13 protein-coding genes are annotated in these 14795 nt (G+C 63.1%); 6 read left to right on the forward strand and 7 right to left on the reverse strand.

The features are described from left to right. The first annotated feature begins 223 nt into the window (after positions 1–223). On the forward strand, positions 224–1279 hold the full coding sequence (locus QM672_RS27080) for a suppressor of fused domain protein (RefSeq protein ID WP_311945021.1): 1056 nt from the start codon (positions 224–226) through the stop codon (positions 1277–1279). 54 nt (positions 1280–1333) lie between these two features. On the opposite strand, the gene QM672_RS27085 is transcribed toward QM672_RS27080, so the two are convergent. From QM672_RS27085 to queE, 3 genes are all read right to left on the reverse strand, one after another. Continuing rightward, positions 1334–2497 (reverse strand): hypothetical protein, encoded by a 1164-nt coding sequence (locus tag QM672_RS27085; RefSeq protein ID WP_415086354.1) that lies wholly within the window; start codon positions 2495–2497, stop codon positions 1334–1336. Between the two features lie 175 nt (positions 2498–2672). Next, complete coding sequence (gene queD / locus QM672_RS27090) at positions 2673–3026, reverse strand: 6-carboxytetrahydropterin synthase QueD (RefSeq protein ID WP_311945025.1); 354 nt, start codon at positions 3024–3026, stop codon at positions 2673–2675. Beyond that, entirely contained in the window at positions 3023–3658 is a 636-nt protein-coding gene (queE, locus tag QM672_RS27095) for a 7-carboxy-7-deazaguanine synthase (RefSeq protein WP_367626890.1), read from the reverse strand. Before queE ends, queD begins: the two co-directional genes overlap by 4 nt. Positions 3659–3916: 258 nt before the next feature. Between queE and leuB the strand changes: the two genes are divergently transcribed. After that, positions 3917–5017: a 3-isopropylmalate dehydrogenase gene (leuB, locus tag QM672_RS27100; protein WP_311945029.1), complete on the forward strand. Its 1101-nt coding sequence runs from the start codon at positions 3917–3919 to the stop codon at positions 5015–5017. Between the two features lie 109 nt (positions 5018–5126). On the opposite strand, the gene QM672_RS27105 is transcribed toward leuB, so the two are convergent. After that, positions 5127–6533, reverse strand: a complete 1407-nt coding sequence (locus tag QM672_RS27105) for an aminotransferase (RefSeq protein ID WP_415086357.1) — start codon at positions 6531–6533, stop codon at positions 5127–5129. 276 nt (positions 6534–6809) lie between these two features. On the opposite strand from QM672_RS27105, the gene QM672_RS27110 reads away from it, so the two are divergent. Then, positions 6810–7490: a TetR/AcrR family transcriptional regulator gene (locus QM672_RS27110; protein WP_415086359.1), complete on the forward strand. Its 681-nt coding sequence runs from the start codon at positions 6810–6812 to the stop codon at positions 7488–7490. Positions 7491–8026: 536 nt separating this feature from the next. Then, positions 8027–9094: a polyamine ABC transporter substrate-binding protein gene (locus QM672_RS27115; RefSeq protein ID WP_311945033.1), complete on the forward strand. Its 1068-nt coding sequence runs from the start codon at positions 8027–8029 to the stop codon at positions 9092–9094. Positions 9095–9139: 45 nt separating this feature from the next. Here the strand turns inward: QM672_RS27115 and QM672_RS27120 are convergent, their stop codons facing one another. Continuing rightward, positions 9140–10444 carry a M20/M25/M40 family metallo-hydrolase gene (locus QM672_RS27120; RefSeq protein ID WP_367626858.1) on the reverse strand — a complete coding sequence of 435 codons (1305 nt, stop codon included), beginning with the start codon at positions 10442–10444 and terminating at the stop codon, positions 9140–9142. A gap of 208 nt (positions 10445–10652) precedes the next feature. On the opposite strand from QM672_RS27120, the gene QM672_RS27125 reads away from it, so the two are divergent. Continuing rightward, positions 10653–11402, forward strand: a complete 750-nt coding sequence (locus QM672_RS27125) for a rhomboid family intramembrane serine protease (protein ID WP_068298207.1) — start codon at positions 10653–10655, stop codon at positions 11400–11402. Between the two features lie 90 nt (positions 11403–11492). Here QM672_RS27125 and QM672_RS27130 read toward each other — a convergent pair whose 3' ends face one another. Both QM672_RS27130 and QM672_RS27135 read right to left on the reverse strand, forming a co-directional pair. Next, positions 11493–12707 (reverse strand): glycosyltransferase, encoded by a 1215-nt coding sequence (locus QM672_RS27130; protein ID WP_415086362.1) that lies wholly within the window; start codon positions 12705–12707, stop codon positions 11493–11495. A gap of 162 nt (positions 12708–12869) precedes the next feature. Next, positions 12870–13520, reverse strand: coding sequence for a hypothetical protein (locus QM672_RS27135; RefSeq protein WP_311945039.1), 651 nt, complete (start codon positions 13518–13520; stop codon positions 12870–12872). A gap of 662 nt (positions 13521–14182) precedes the next feature. Between QM672_RS27135 and QM672_RS27140 the strand changes: the two genes are divergently transcribed. Beyond that, positions 14183–14795 (forward strand): electron transfer flavoprotein subunit beta/FixA family protein (locus tag QM672_RS27140; RefSeq protein WP_415086365.1); only part of this gene is annotated, 613 nt, incomplete at its 3' end.

The raw sequence follows: 14795 nt of genomic DNA on the forward strand, positions 1-14795 counted from the left end.
CGCAATGATCATCCCCGACAGGTCGGGGAGGGGGCTGAGTCTGTCAAGGACCTGCCCGTCAGAACGTGCCGACGCTAGCAGGATGACGTAGCGGCATGAAAGGCTTGGCTGGCCTGATCTTCCATCGCTATGGTTCTTTCGATGGCGGGGAGGCTCATCGAGAAGCAAGACGGGCCGGTTATTGGGATCAATGCGGCTAAAAAAAACCCATGGGAGTACGGAAATGGCTCAGATCGACAAGGATGAGGCTCCAGGCTGGCATGCCATCGATGCAGCTTGCGAGCGTCTCTATCCTGGGCAGAAGGAAGTCCATGTCGCCGCGGTGCCGCCGCCAGGCTTGGGAGGCTCCAGCGTCCTCAACGGTGTTTCCGTCTATCAAGGCGCCGGCGACACACCGCATTGGCACTATGTCACCTATGGCTTGACCGAGCTTTTTGGCAAGGAATCAAGCGATCCGGACGAGAGTGGTTTTGGTTTCGAACTCACCTTTCGTCTCAAGCGTGGCGAGGAGATGGAACCACCCAAATGGCCGTTCGAGATGTTGCAGGGGCTGGGACGCTATGTCTTCAACACCGGCAATGTGTTCGAACCCGGACAGTATCGCCAACGTCTCGCTCCGATCGTTCAGGAAATCGAGACGCAGATTTTCAACCTGATCTTCATTGCCGATCCTGACCTGCCCGATCTCGACACCCCAAACGGCAAGCTACGTTTCGTCCAGGCGGTCGGCATCACCGGTGACGAGATGGATGCCGTCTGGAATGTTGGAGTCGATTTGGTCGCGTCGCTGTTGGCCAGCCGCTCGGCCAAAAGAGTGACGGATATTGCCAGGGCCAGTATCCTCGCCGATCCCGTTGTGCTGAGCGTCGTCGAGGACCGGGCCCGGCAGGATGGCTCACCCACCGAAATCATCTATGGCGATCGTGTCGAGGCCGAAAGGGACAGTTCGACCACCACGCTGATCTTCAGCGCGACGACCTTGCGTTCTCTGCTGGCGGTGCTGCCCTATCGCTGGCGGTTCGGCCGGGAGCTGTCACTCTATCATCCGGAGTGTGTGGTGGTGTGGGGAAGAGGTGACGCGAATACTGTTCGCAGCGACGGCATCCATACGCATGTCACCCTCGATGACCAGGGCTATCGCGAGCTTCTGGCGACGGTGCGTCCCGTCGCCGGCAACTATACGCTGACCTCCCTTCCCGGGCTCAGCCTCCAGGTCGAAGCCACGGAGATTCGGGATGGAGAAGGTAAAGTCGTCTACCGCATCGGCGCAGCAAACTGAGGCTGGGCTGGGCGGGTACCCGGATCTGTCCGGAAAATCCGCCTGCTGGGCTCTCTACTTCGTCTTGAGCAGCATGATCGACTGCACGCCTTCTTCCTCGCTGGCGTCGAAACGGGCGGTGACGCCATTGGGCAGAGGATAGAAATAGGCGCGGTTCTTATCGAGGGGGAAAAGTTCCTTCGTCGGCTTGCCCATCAGACGTTTCAGGGTGATCAAGGGATCACCGATCCTGACGCTGCCCACGCTGCCGTTGAACGGTTTGGTGAGTTTGATGCTCGCGACCTGCTTGTCGGTCGACAGGTAAAGTGCAAAGCCGTCGGCGGGATAGAGTGCGAGGCGTTCGCCCATCGCGCTGGTATAGGGCTCTGGCTGGCGGGTGGAGCCAAAAATGCGTTGAGCCTCTGCAACGCTGGCTCCCAATCCGACAGGGACACCTTCAATGGCCGGTACGGTCGTGGAGGCGGCGGGTGGAGGCTCCGAGCCGAAACGGCCGTCGTAGCCGGCGAGTTGAATCGCCAGGATGTCCTTGTCGCGGGCATAATAGTCGGAGAGCTCTGTGATGTTGGCCTTGGCATTCTTTTCCGTGCAAGGCGCCGGCCGCTCGGCCGCTAGCTTGCGCTCGCTTTCGGCGATCGCATCGCGTCCTGCCTCGCTGAGGAAGGCAGGCAGAGCCACCGCCTCCAATTGCCATTTGCCGCGATGGCAGGCGTCCGCATAGGCGTTGTGTCTGATACGCGCTTCAGTCAGGCGCAGCAGGGAGTTGACGATCGTGTCGTTGAGGCGACCCTGATCCAGTGTCCGGGAGCGCTCGACGAAGAACTTTTTCAGGTCGGGATTCAATCCGCCGTAGGTGGAAGGAGGCGGCGCGGGACCTCCGAAGACGGCGATATTGATGTCCTTGAAACTGTAGAAGCCGATGGAGTAGCCGAGCTGGAACAGGGCCAGCGGAATGGCCGCGATCGCTACCAGGGTACGCGGCCAGCGGCGCGGTGGCTGGCCGGGAGAGCCATCGCGGCGCAGCATGGTGAAGGCGAGCCCCAGGGCGACGATCGCCATCACGATGCCCAGCAGATTCAACTCGGATTCGAACACCACCTCGCCGTTGACGGTCCGCTTGTCGGAAGCGCCCAGGAAGAGCCAGAATGGCAGCACGCCAAGAAGAATGGCAGCCAGCGGGCGGTTCATATTGTGCCAAAGACCTTGCGTGGGCTCGCTCACGAACAGGCTCCCTATCATTGCTGCGTCGGGCCGATGGGCCCGATTCGCGCGCAAATCTGGGGGCAGGCGCTTGGGAAGGTCGAGTCCCCCAGGGAACAGAGACTGGCGAGGGGAGCTCGGTCCGTTTGAGAAGCGCAGCTATCGAGATCGCCCGCCAGGTCGCTTTAGGCGGCGCTCAGCCCTCATATTCCGCCCAACATTGAGGGGTCTCATAGACCCTCACGGAAGCGACCAGCGGCAGCAGCGGCTTGATCCTGTCCCAGATCCAGATCGCGATATTTTCCGCGGTCGGATTTTCAAGCCCTTCGATCTCGTTGAGGCAATAGTGGTCCAGGCGCTGCAGCAACGGACCGAAGGCCGCCTCCACGTCGAAGAAATCAACGACGAAGCCGGTATGTGGATCGACCGGGCCTTCCAGCTGCAGTTCGACACGATAGGAGTGCCCGTGCATTCGATGGCAACGGTGGGTTTGCGGGACGTTGGGAAGGCGGTGCGCGGCCTCGAAGGTGAATGCCTGCGTGATCTTCATGGAATACCGAGCATTTTATGGGTTTGCAGTGTCAATCGCCACCGCGGATTCGCCAGGCAGTAGGCGACCGCAGCTGCCGTGTTCGCCTCGCGCTCCGGTCCGTCCATGGGTTGGAGCAGCAGATGCTGGAAGGACAGATCTTCGAACTGGCAGGGGTCGAGCCCGGCTTGAGGGTAGACGAATTTGAGTTCGTCACCCGCGCCGACCACGATCGGCGCGCCGGCCTTTGGGCTGACGCAGAGCCAATCGATGCCCGAGGGGGGAGCGACGGTGCCGTTCGTTTCGACCGCGATCTCGAAACCCGCCTCATGCAGGGCCGCGACGAGATCGGCGTCGACCTGAAGAAGAGGCTCACCGCCGGTCAGCACGACGAGGCGCTGACCTTCGTCGCCACCGGTCCAGGTCCGGTTTATGGCGCGGGCGAGTTCATGCGCGCCGGCGAAACGTCCACCGCCCGTTCCGTTCATTCCGACAAAGTCGGTATCGCAGAATTGGCAGATGGCCGTCGCGCGGTCAGCCTCCCGCCCGGACCACAGATTGCAGCCGGCGAAACGGCAGAACACGGCGGCCCGGCCGGCGTTACGACCTTCGCCCTGAAGCGTGTAGAAGATTTCCTTAACGGCATAAGTCATGGTCGGAGGCCCGTCGAAACGAAGGGGCGAATAGAGCATAAACGCCTCTCTCCGCAACCTTGGAGGATGGTCGCCGACAATTCTCATGTCATTCCGGCGGCATTATGCGCATGCAGCGACGGTGACGTAGCGATCCCCGGACCGGTACGTCTTCAGCGCCGACAGGCGGGTCTTGGAACCCGCCCATCTTGCCTCCTTGCTTGCACCTTCCCCCTTGCTCGTCTAATCAGCCGGCATTCCAATCAAAGGTGACAGGTCATGGCGACGCAAAAGCTCCTCCTTCTTCCTGGCGACGGCATCGGTGTCGAAGTGATGGCGGAGGTCAAACGCCTGATCGCCTTCCTCAACAAGACGGGCCTCGCCTCCTTCGAGACGGAAGAGGATCTGGTCGGCGGCGCCGCCTATGACGCCCATGGCAAGGCGATCTCCGAAGATGCCATGAAGCTTGCAGACCAGGCCGATGCGGTGATGTTCGGTGCTGTCGGCGGTCCGAAATGGGCCGACGTTCCCTATGAGGCGCGTCCGGAAGCCGGCCTCCTGCGCCTGCGCAAGGATCTCGGCCTCTTCGCCAATCTGCGTCCCGCCGTGTGCTATCCGGCGCTGGCCGAAGCCTCCTCGCTCAAGCGCGAGCTGGTCGAGGGCCTCGACATCATGATCGTGCGAGAGCTCACCGGCGGTGTCTATTTCGGCGAGCCCAAGGAGATCGTCACGCTGGAGAACGGCGAGAAGCGCGCCGTCGATACCCAGGTCTACACCACCCATGAGATCGAGCGCATCGCCCGCGTCGCCTTCGACCTCGCCAAGGTGCGCCGCGGCCTGGTGCATTCGTCCGAAAAGCACAACGTCATGAAATCGGGCGTGTTGTGGAAGCAGGTCGTCACGGAGGTCCACAAGGCCGAATATCCGCAAGTCAAGCTCGAGCACATCCTGGCCGACAATTGCGGCATGCAGCTGGTGCGCACGCCCAAGCAGTTCGACGTGATCGTCTGCGACAATCTGTTCGGCGACATGCTCTCCGACGTCGCGGCCATGTTGACCGGCTCGCTCGGTATGCTGCCCTCGGCCGCGCTCGGCGCCGAGGATGCCAAGACCGGCAAGCGCAAGGCGATGTATGAGCCGGTGCACGGCTCGGCGCCCGACATTGCCGGCAAGGGCCTGGCCAATCCGATCGCCACACTTGCCTCCTTCGGCATGGCGTTGCGCTATTCCTTTGGCCTTTCCGAGGCCGCCGATCGCCTCGACGCCGCCATCTCGGCGGTGCTGAGCGAGGGGCTGCGCACCAAGGATATCGCCAGCGCCGGCCAGAACGCCGTCTCGACCAGCGAGATGGGCGCGGCCGTGATCAAGGCGATGGGGTAAGGTTGAAGAGAGGACTTCTCAGCGACATGCAGGCATGTCGCTGAGACCGCTCTTGCTCCTCAATGAGTGGCCTCGCCCCAGGAGCAGACTGGAAGTTCGCGTTCCGAACCTAGCGCCGCCACAGGCCCTCGCGTTCGAGGTCGTCCATCGTGCGCGAGATGCCTTCGCGCAGGATGGCGGCCATGTCGTCGATCTGGGCGCGGGTGATGGTCAGCGGCGGCGACATCACGCACATGTTGACGATCGGCCGCACCAGCAGGCCGAGTTCCTGGCAATGGCCGTCGATGCGCTTGCCGATGGTCTCGTCGAGCGCCCCACCCTCCTCGCCGGCAGGCCCGGCGACGCATTCGATGCCAGCCATCATGCCGAGGCCGCGCACCTCGCCGACCAAAGGCAGGTCCGCGAGGTCCCGGAGCCGGGCCTGAAAATAGGGCGTGACCTCGCGCACATGGTCGAGGACGCCGTCTTCCAGGATATCGAGATTCTTCAGGGCGACCGCGCAGCCGATGGGATGGCTGGTGTTGGTCAGACCATGGGCGAACATCGCCTCGGGATGGTTGGAACGCCTGAGATCCGCGAGCAGCCGATCCGAGATCACCACGCCGCCCAGCGGGAAATAGCCCGAGGTGACGCCCTTGGCGAAAGTGATCATGTCGGGATCGAGCCCGAATACTGCTCCCGAAGCGAAGACATGGCCGAGGCGGCCGAAGGCTGTCACCACCTCGTCGCAGATATAGAGGATGTCGTTGGCCCGGCAGATCTCGCGGATGCGCGGCAGGTAGCCCTCCGGTGGCACGATGACGCCGCCCGAGGCCTGGATCGGCTCGGCGACGAAAGCCCCGATCCGCTCGGCACCGACCCGGGCGACGGTGTCGCGGAACTCGTCGACCAGGACATCGGCGAATTCGGCCACTGTCTTGCCGCCGGGACGGCGGAAGGGGTTGGGTGACGAGAGCTTGATGACGAGATCGCTGGCGCTGTCCATCCAGTCATTGTCGCGCGGACGGGCATTGAGCGAGGCGGAAAGATAGGTCGAGCCGTGATAGGCGCTGCCGCGGCTGAGGATCAGCTTCTTGTCCGGGCGGCCGCGCACATTGTTGTAGAACTGCATGAAGCGCAGCGCCGTCTCCACGGCCGAGGATCCGCCGGTGGTGAAGAAGACATGGTTGAGGTCGCCCGGCGCATGGGCGGCGATCCGCTCGGCCAGGGCGACGGAGGGCGAGCTCGTGGTGTACCAGGGCGAGCTGTAGGACAGCGCCATTGCCTGTTCGCGCATGACGTCGGCAAGTTCGCGACGGCGATGGCCGATATTGGTGCACCACATGCCGGCGGGGCCGTCGATCAGACGCTTGCCGGCGGCATCGGTGATGTAGATGCCGTCGCCCTCGCCGATCAGCGGGCGTGCCTCGTCGCCCATGGTTTCCGCGACGGGCCAGGGCTGGATCAGATGGCGTTTGGCGCGTTCGGTGAGATCTTCCTCCGCTACCGCCATCGCCGTCGAGCCAATCGTCGTCATCGTCGTCACCTCGTCTTCACCAGCTGGGACATGTCCTTTGGTCGTGCCGGGGGAGGGATGGACCTTCCCTCGCCGGGCCCCCCAAAAAACGCAGGCCTGTCAGCACTCCCGCTACGAATGTTCGATTGTATAATTGCTATACGTTCGTTCAGTTATAATCATGATACTGAACGAACGTATAGCAAAAAATCGCATTGACAATCCCACCGTTCTCACCAAGCATGCTGGAAAGACGCCGGCTCGGATCGGGCGGCGGGACAGGGTGGCTTCACCAGGATGAACACTTCCACGAGCACGGGCCGCACGCGGATCAACCGGGCCGAGCGCCGGAGCGAGTTGATCGATGCGACGATCGATTGCCTGGCCCGTTACGGTTATGAGGGCACCACGATCGGTGTCGTCGCCGAGGCGGTCGGCATGTCCCGCGGCATCGTGAACTTTCATTTCGAGACCAAGGAACAATTGCTGCTGGAGACGTTGCGTTTCCTGTCGGACGAATATCGCGATCATTGGCGCGCTGCCCTTGCCCAGGCCGGGCCATCGGCTGCGGAGCGGCTCTGGGCGATGGTCCTGGCCGATTTCGACCGCAGGATCTGCACGCCGCGCAAGCTGGCAGCCTGGTGCGCTTTCCGGGGCGAGGCGAAGGCCCGTCCGACCTATCGCAGCATGTGCAACGACACAGACCAGGAGAATCTCGGTGTCGTCGCCGATCTCTGTGTCGAACTCGTGCCGGCGGGCATCGATGCGCATAAGCTGGCGCGCGCGATCGTGTGCATGCTCGAAGGCCTGTGGCTGCATCTGATGATCGCCCCCAAGAACCTGTCGCGGGAGGAGGCGCGCGACGTCGCGGCCTCGCATCTGGCCATCGTGCTGCCTGAGCATTTTATGCCGTCGGGACCTATCCCGGCGGTGCGTTCGTCCCTGGGCCGTCCCTTGCCGGAAGCCCAGCCGTCCTGAGCGAGCAAGAAGGAGGAAGAGCCGACTGTCGGCGCGGATACGAAACGCTTTCGGGCAGGCTCGTCCGTAGAGCGACGACCTCGATGGAATGTTCTACCCGGACAGCCGGGGCGGATGCGCCGAAGAGCGCCGGTTTCCGCTCGTCCGGATCCTGAATGACGCCGAGCGGGCTTTCTCGGTGCGAACAGCCGCGTGCTTCCGTCTGAAGCGAGGCGTCGTGGCATCGTCAAGAGCAAAGCGCGTTCGAGTATGGACGCTTATTTGCTCTAACTCCTTGTTCTGACGCGTCTTTGCGATTCTTGGTGATTCCACCAAATCGCAAAACGCTTCAGGCCCCATCACAGCAATTGCACCCCTTTGTACAGGGCTGCAATCCCCATCCGTCGGCGTCTGGCGTCGGCGGCAATGATGACGCACGTCCAGAGGAGACCCTCATGCCGTCTTGCCCGACGCCGATTTGGAGATCGCGTTCTCGCCGAAGTCGCCTCCGACCGCCCCAGCTCTTGGCTCTCGCCGCTGCGGCCATGGCCGCCCTGATGGCTACCGGGCCCGCAATGGCGGGCGACAGGGTCGTCAACGTCTATAGCTGGGCCGATTACATCGATCCCTCCACCCTGGAAGGCTTCAGCAAGGAGACCGGCATCAAGGTCGTCTACGACACCATGGATTCCAACGAGGTGCTGGAGACCAAGCTCTATGCCGGTCATTCCGGCTATGACGTGGTCGATCCCACCGGCCCCAACCTGAAGCGCGAGATCGCAGCCGGCGTGTTTCAACCGCTGGACAAGGCCAGGATCCCCAATCTCCAGCACGGCTGGGACAAGGTGTTCCAGCGCCTGGCCTTCTATGATCCGGGCAACCGATACGCCGTGAACTATATGTGGGGCACCACCGGCATCGGCTACAATGTCGAGATGGCCAGGAAGCGCCTGGGCGATGTGCCGATCGACAGCTGGAGCATCGTGTTCAAGCCGGAGAACCTGGCCAAATTCGCCGATTGCGGCGTGAGTATTCTCGATACCCCCGACGAGCTGATCCCGCCTGCCCTGAAATATCTCGGGTTCGATCCCGATTCCAAGGACCCCAAGGATATCGCCAAGGCGGGAGAGCTGCTCAAGGCCATCAGGCCCTATGTCCGGACCTTCAGTTCCTCGGGTTATCTGAGCGCGCTCTCCGCCGGCGATCTGTGCCTGGTGGTCGGTTGGGCCGGGGACGTCATCCAGGCGCGCAACCGCGCCATCGAAGCCCATGCCAAGTCGCCTGACAGCCCCCTGGTCGACATCCGTTATGTCGTGCCGAAGGAAGGCGCGCTGATCTGGGTCGACGGTTGGGCGATCCCCAAGGATGCCGAGCATGTCGAGGAGGCCCATGCCTTCATCGATTACATGATGCGCCCGGAGATAGCTGCCAGGAATACGGAGTTCATCTCCTACGCCACTGGCAATCTCACCGCGCAAAAGTTCATCAAGCCCGAGATCCTCAAGGATCCCGCCATCTTCCCTGATGAGGCCACCATGGCGCGCCTGTTCACCACCACGGCGCCGGACGCCAAGATTCAGAAACTCTGGACGCGGACCTGGACCAACATCAAGACCAACGAATAGGGTTTCGGGCCAGCAGGCGCTTGCCGCGCCTGGGCCGGGCGCCACTTATTTCGTCTTGCCGGCCGAGACGTCCATGATCAGCCGTGCCAGCAGATAAAGGCGCGGCACCACCGAATCGAGCTCGACATATTCGGCGTCGTTGGAATGGGCGCCGAAGCCACGCAGACCGAGGCCTTCCAGCACCGGTCCCTTGGCTTTCAGTCCCGCAAAGGCGGCGTCCGTGCCGCCGCCGCCGGCCTTGTCGATCACGCTCAGCTTCTGGCCGATCTCGCCATAGATGGCGCCGGCCCGTGCCGCCAAGGCGCGCCCGGCGTCGGTGGGCTGCAGGGGCGGGCGGCGGCGCTCGAACAGCGCCTCGATCTTGCTGTCGGGCAGGAGCTTGTTGGCGATGCGCTCCTTCACCGTCTTCTCGATGCGGTCGAAATCGGCCATGCGCAGCATGCGCACATCGGCCTGGGCCGTTGCTTCGGCCGGGATGACATTGCGGTTGGTGCCGGCCTTGGCCACCGTCCAGTTCAGCTTGAGGCCGAGCTTGGGATCGGAAAGATCGCGCATCTGCAGAATCTGGTGCGCCAGTTCATAGAGCGCGTTGACGCCGCGCTCGGGTGCAGCCCCGGCATGGGAGGCCTTGCCCTCGACCTTGAGGGCGACGGCGCCGATGCCGGCGGTGGCGAGGATGATCTGGTCGGTGCCGATGCCCCCGCCTTCCAGGGAAAACACGGCGTCCTGCTCGGCGCCGAGCTCGGTGAGAAGCGCGCGCGAAGCGGGCGAGGAGATCTCTTCGTCGCCGTTGATCATCACCGTCAGCGTGCCGTAGTCCTTGAAATTCAGCTCCTTCAGCAGCGCAACAGTGCTGAGGGCGAGGGCAACACCGTGCTTGTCGTCGGCGATGCCGAGGCCATAGGCCTTGTCGCCCTCGATGCGGAACGGCTGCTGCGCCAGCATGCCCTTGAGATAGACCGTGTCCATATGGGCGATCAGAGCGATCTTCCTGGTGCCGGTGCCGGTGAAGCGGGCAAGCACGACCTTGCCCGGTTTCTCGGGCGTGTCCTGCATGCGATAGACGCCCTTCGGCTCGATCTGCTGCACCTCGCCGCCCAGGGCCTTGAGCCGGTCCGCGATCAGGGTGGCGATCTCGGCCAGGCCATCGGGGTCCTTGCTGCCCGATTCGATCGAAACCAGCGCCTTCATGGTGTCGATCAAGGCTTGGCGCTGTGCTTCGGCCTGCTTGAGCACGGCTTCTTGCGGGGCGGCGAAGGCGGGGCTGGTCTGCGTGGTGACGGCCAGAACCGGCAGCGCGGTCATGATGATGGCAAGGGCAGCGGCACGAGATCGCGAGCAACGAAGCATCTGGTTCCTCTCGGACTGCGATCACCCTCCAATGACCCGGGCAGATGATGCATAAATGCCGCGCATTCTCAAAATAGTATGCGGGATGACGGTAAATACCCCGCACCAACGGCTCTGTTCGCTGTGCGACCTTTATTCCCGCTGCTTCTCGCCCTACATTGTTCTTGCCGTCACGCGACTTGCATCGGCAGGCGATACGGGACGCGAGATGATCATACCGCTCTATGACGACAACCCGCACCGGCGCATCACGCGAGCCTATGTGAATTGGGCGCTGATTGCCGCCAATGTCTCGGTTTTCGTGTTCTTCCAGTCCGGCTACGTGCCCGGCACCTTCGTGGCGGATACGGCGGGCTTTACCTATTCCTATGGCATGATTCCGGTGGTTCTGTTCCAGAAGATGCAGCTGCCGGCCGAATATATCAGGGTGCCGGAATGGCTGACGCCGATCACCTCATCCTTCGTGCACGGCTCATGGATGCACCTGACCGGCAACATGCTGTTCCTGTGGGTGTTCGGCGACAATGTCGAGGATGATCTCGGGCGCTGGCGCTACCTGTTCTTCTATCTGGCCTGTGCCGTACTGGCTTCCTTCGCCTATGCCCTGACCGCACAGGACTCCACCAGCCCGCTGATCGGGGCATCCGGGGCGATATCGGGCGTGGTGGCTGCCTATGTGCTGCTGCATCCCAAGGTGAAGATCTGGGTGCTCCTGTTCTTCCGCATTCCGCTGAAACTGCCGGCCTATTGGGCGATCGGGGCCTGGATTCTCTACCAGGCCTATTTTGCGCTTTATGCCTATTTCGTCACCTCGACAGACGATGTCGCCTGGTTTGCCCATCTTGGCGGACTGGTCGCCGGCGCCATCCTGGTGCTGCCGCTCAAACGCGCCGATGCGCCTTTGTTCGACAATGCGCCGCCCCAGGCGCAGAACGACTGGCGCGACACGTTCGATTGAGCGAGGTGGCAGGGCAGGTTTTTTAAACGCGGCTGGAGGCACCGTGCTCGCCGGCCGGCGCGAACCGGCCGGCGTAACGATTCATTCAGATCACCGGCGCGTCATGTCGAGGAGCAGCCCGGCGGCCAGCGCGGCGCCATCGGTGCGGATCGATTTCGCCAGGGCGGCGGCCCGGGCGCGGGTTTCCGGCGCCAGAGCGATAGCGAGCGCGGCGGAGAGCGAGTCGAGGCTCGGGGCCGGGCCGTCATGAGCCACACCGATGCCGAGTGCCGCCACTCGTCCGGCCCAGAACGGCTGGTCCACCAGCTGTGGTACGATCACCTGCGGCACGCCCGCCCGAGCCGCCGCCGTGGTGGTGCCGGCACCACCATGATGCACCACCGCCGCAACGCGCGGGAACAGGGCCTGCTGGTTGACGTCGCCGACGAGGAAGCAATCCTCTGCGGCCTCCGCAAGAGCGAGTCCGGCCCAGCCGCGAGCGAGCAGGACGCGGTGGCCCTGGGCGCGGATCGCCGCGATCGCCACGGGGCCGGCCGCCTGGGCCGTCGGCATCGACATGCTGCCAAAGCCCGCATAGACCGGTGGCGGGCCGGCTGCCAGGAAGGCTTCGAGATCGGCCGGGAGCGGGCGCTCGTCCGGCAAGATCCAGGCACCGGTCTGTACCACTGTGCTTGCGGCCGGCGGCCACGGGCTCAGGATCGGGTCCGAAGCCAGCCAGGGACTGTCGGTGAAGACATGATCGCGCACATTGGTGAGCGCCGGCAGGCCGATCCGGACGCGCAGGCCATTCACGGCGGCACCGAACAGGGCGTTCATGACCTCGCTATTGTGATCCCACAAAGCCCGGTTGTCGGTGATTCCCGGCGGGCGAGGGTGACCGGGATAGGCATAGGGCGGATGATGCGGGGAAGGGATGAAGAGCGGGCAATAGCTGACATGGACATAGGCAAGACCCCGCTCTTCGGCCACCGCCTGTGCCGCGGCGGTGGAGGGAAACAGGCCGCAACCCACCACGGCATCGCAACCCTCGGCCGCCGCGGCCATTGCCCGATATTGCCCCTCCAGGACCTCGCCCGCCACCTGGGGCAGGTCGACAGGTCCCTTGCGCACTTCCGCCAACCAGGGCCGCAAGGCCCGGAAGGCGGGCACCAGCCTTACGCCCGCGCGGGCCAGCACCGCCTCGAACTCCTCATCCGGCGGCACGCAGGCCAGCACCTCGAGGCCGAGATCGCGGAGCCGCGCTCCCAGCGCCGCCACCGGTTCGATATCGCCGCGCGATCCAAAGCTCGTCAACAACACACGCATCCGGCACCCTTTCCCTTGATTGCGGTCGAGGGTTGGTTTGATAGCGCCGGAACCGGGTCTTGCCGCAAGGCCCTTGTGCGTTACATATAAGAAACGGAGGGAGGCAGAGTGCCTCCTCCGGATCTCTATTCGATGTCGCGGCGCCCTGGGGCGCCGTTTTGTTTAAGTGCCGGGCTGCGCGGCCGCCGGTACAGCGGGTTTTGCTTTGCGGACAGGAGGCTTGGTGGGCTTGGCCTTGGCCGGGCTGGCTGGGGCCGGCGTGGCGGTGGCAGCGGGCGTCGCCGCCGGCGGGTTTTCCGCATAGGTCTTCAAGAGCTTGGAACCATAGAAATTTTCCAGCGCCTTGCGGCTCGACTGCACGACCAGAACGCCTTCGATCAGGCCCGGATCCTGGTTGGCGGCTACGATGGCGCCGACCACGCCATTGACCTGCCCTTGATTGCCGACCACGAACGGGGCCGTCTTGGCAGGCCCGCCTGCCAGATCCGTGACCGTCAGTGTGCCCTTGACGTAATTGGCGTCACCGACCAGCAGGGACAGGGCGGGATTCTTCAAATGATAATCGGTCAGGATGATCGACAGGTGCTTGGCTGCGCCGGTTTGCGGCAGGTGCTGCACGTCCTGGCGCACAGCTTCAGTCAGCCGCGGGGCGAAGCTTCCCGGAACTGGATTGCGCGCGGAGGCAATGGCCGTCACCGTCACGTCCTTGACATAGGCCTCGCCGGGCTTGGGAAACATGCCGGCGGTTGAGCAACTGGCGAGACTGGTTGCAACGAAAAGGACGCCGGCGACTTTCAAAACTGTATCAAACATGGGGGACCTGCTTTCCTTGGGAGCGTGGCTGGAGATCGTCTTCTTGTTCGTGCTCCAAGCCTTTGCTGCCAAAGTCACGGCGAAGGGAGGCCGCGCCAATCATTGCGTAGGGTTAGGGAGTACCGAGCAAACCTGAGTCCGAGCACAGCGAGCAGGTATGCTTCGCGCAAGTCGTGTTTGGTGGGATTTTTGCTTATCAACAGTTTGTTGTTGTTTCCAATTAAGTATGAGGAAGGCAAGAGCAAAGTGTTCGATAATAAAAACAATAAATGGTAACCTGTTACTGTGTTGAGTAGCAGAATCGGTCGGGCCGGGTGGTAGTGCAGTTGGAGCGATTGATCGCCGGAGGTGGCAAACAGTATCGACGTCCTCCCCGAGGCCGAGTGGGACATTCGTGCTGACTTGTCCGGCGTGTCGCGGTTCGTGATGCGCTCCACCGACCGCCGAGAATGCCCGTGACTGGAACTCGCCCGGTCGCTTCACACAAATGTCGCGTTGACACAAAAAGCCGCGCCCTTTAGCTGACTTGCGTCATCAAGTTCAGCGGCGGCGGTCTTGTCGCGACGTGACGTGTCGGTTCGCCGACAGCGCGGGAAGGACAAGGCCATTATGCGGTCGTTTCATATCGCTCATTGTTCCGGTTCCCCGTCTGGAGAAGCCCCATGAAAGTGCTCGTGCCCGTGAAGCGGGTGGTCGATTACAATGTGAAGATCCGCGTCAAGGCCGATGGTTCGGGTGTCGATCTCAACAATGTCAAGATGTCGATGAACCCCTTCGACGAGATCGGCGTGGAGGAAGCGCTGCGTCTGAAGGAAGCCGGCAAGGCGAGCGAAGTGGTGGTGGTGTCGATCGGTCCGGCCCAGGCGGCCGAGACGCTGCGCTCGGGCCTGGCCATGGGCGCCGACCGCGGCATCCTGGTCAAGACCGACGCCACCGTCGAGCCTCTGGCGGTGGCCAAGCTCCTGAAGGCGGTGATCGGCAATGAGAACCCCGGCCTGGTCATCCTGGGCAAGCAGGCCATCGACGACGACATGAACGCCACCGGCCAGATGCTGGCGGCGCTGCTGGGCTGGCCGCAGGGCACCTTTGCTTCCAAGCTCGAGGTCGGCGGCGACAAGATCGACGTTGTCAGAGAGGTCGATGGCGGCCTGCAGACGGTTGCGCTCAACCTGCCGGCGATCATCACCACGGATCTGCGCCTCAACGAACCGCGCTATGCTTCGCTGCCCAACATCATGAAGGCCAAGAAGAAGCCGATCGACGAGACCAGCCCGG

This window comes from Labrys sp. (in: a-proteobacteria), assembly GCF_047605565.1.
GTDB classification, from domain to species: Bacteria; Pseudomonadota; Alphaproteobacteria; order Rhizobiales; family Labraceae; genus Labrys; species Labrys neptuniae.

Coding starts and splice junctions, on each gene's coding strand:
- queE (WP_367626890.1), bottom strand. CDS start 3,658: ATGACTTATGCCGTTAAGGAAATCTTCTACACGCTTCAGGGCGAAGGT.
- QM672_RS27120 (WP_367626858.1), bottom strand. CDS start 10,444: ATGCTTCGTTGCTCGCGATCTCGTGCCGCTGCCCTTGCCATCATCATG.
- queD (WP_311945025.1), bottom strand. CDS start 3,026: ATGAAGATCACGCAGGCATTCACCTTCGAGGCCGCGCACCGCCTTCCC.
- QM672_RS27080 (WP_311945021.1), top strand. CDS start 224: ATGGCTCAGATCGACAAGGATGAGGCTCCAGGCTGGCATGCCATCGAT.
- leuB (WP_311945029.1), top strand. CDS start 3,917: ATGGCGACGCAAAAGCTCCTCCTTCTTCCTGGCGACGGCATCGGTGTC.
- QM672_RS27115 (WP_311945033.1), top strand. CDS start 8,027: ATGGCTACCGGGCCCGCAATGGCGGGCGACAGGGTCGTCAACGTCTAT.
- QM672_RS27125 (WP_068298207.1), top strand. CDS start 10,653: ATGATCATACCGCTCTATGACGACAACCCGCACCGGCGCATCACGCGA.
- QM672_RS27110 (WP_415086359.1), top strand. CDS start 6,810: ATGAACACTTCCACGAGCACGGGCCGCACGCGGATCAACCGGGCCGAG.
- QM672_RS27105 (WP_415086357.1), bottom strand. CDS start 6,533: ATGACGACGATTGGCTCGACGGCGATGGCGGTAGCGGAGGAAGATCTC.
- QM672_RS27135 (WP_311945039.1), bottom strand. CDS start 13,520: ATGTTTGATACAGTTTTGAAAGTCGCCGGCGTCCTTTTCGTTGCAACC.
- QM672_RS27130 (WP_415086362.1), bottom strand. CDS start 12,707: ATGCGTGTGTTGTTGACGAGCTTTGGATCGCGCGGCGATATCGAACCG.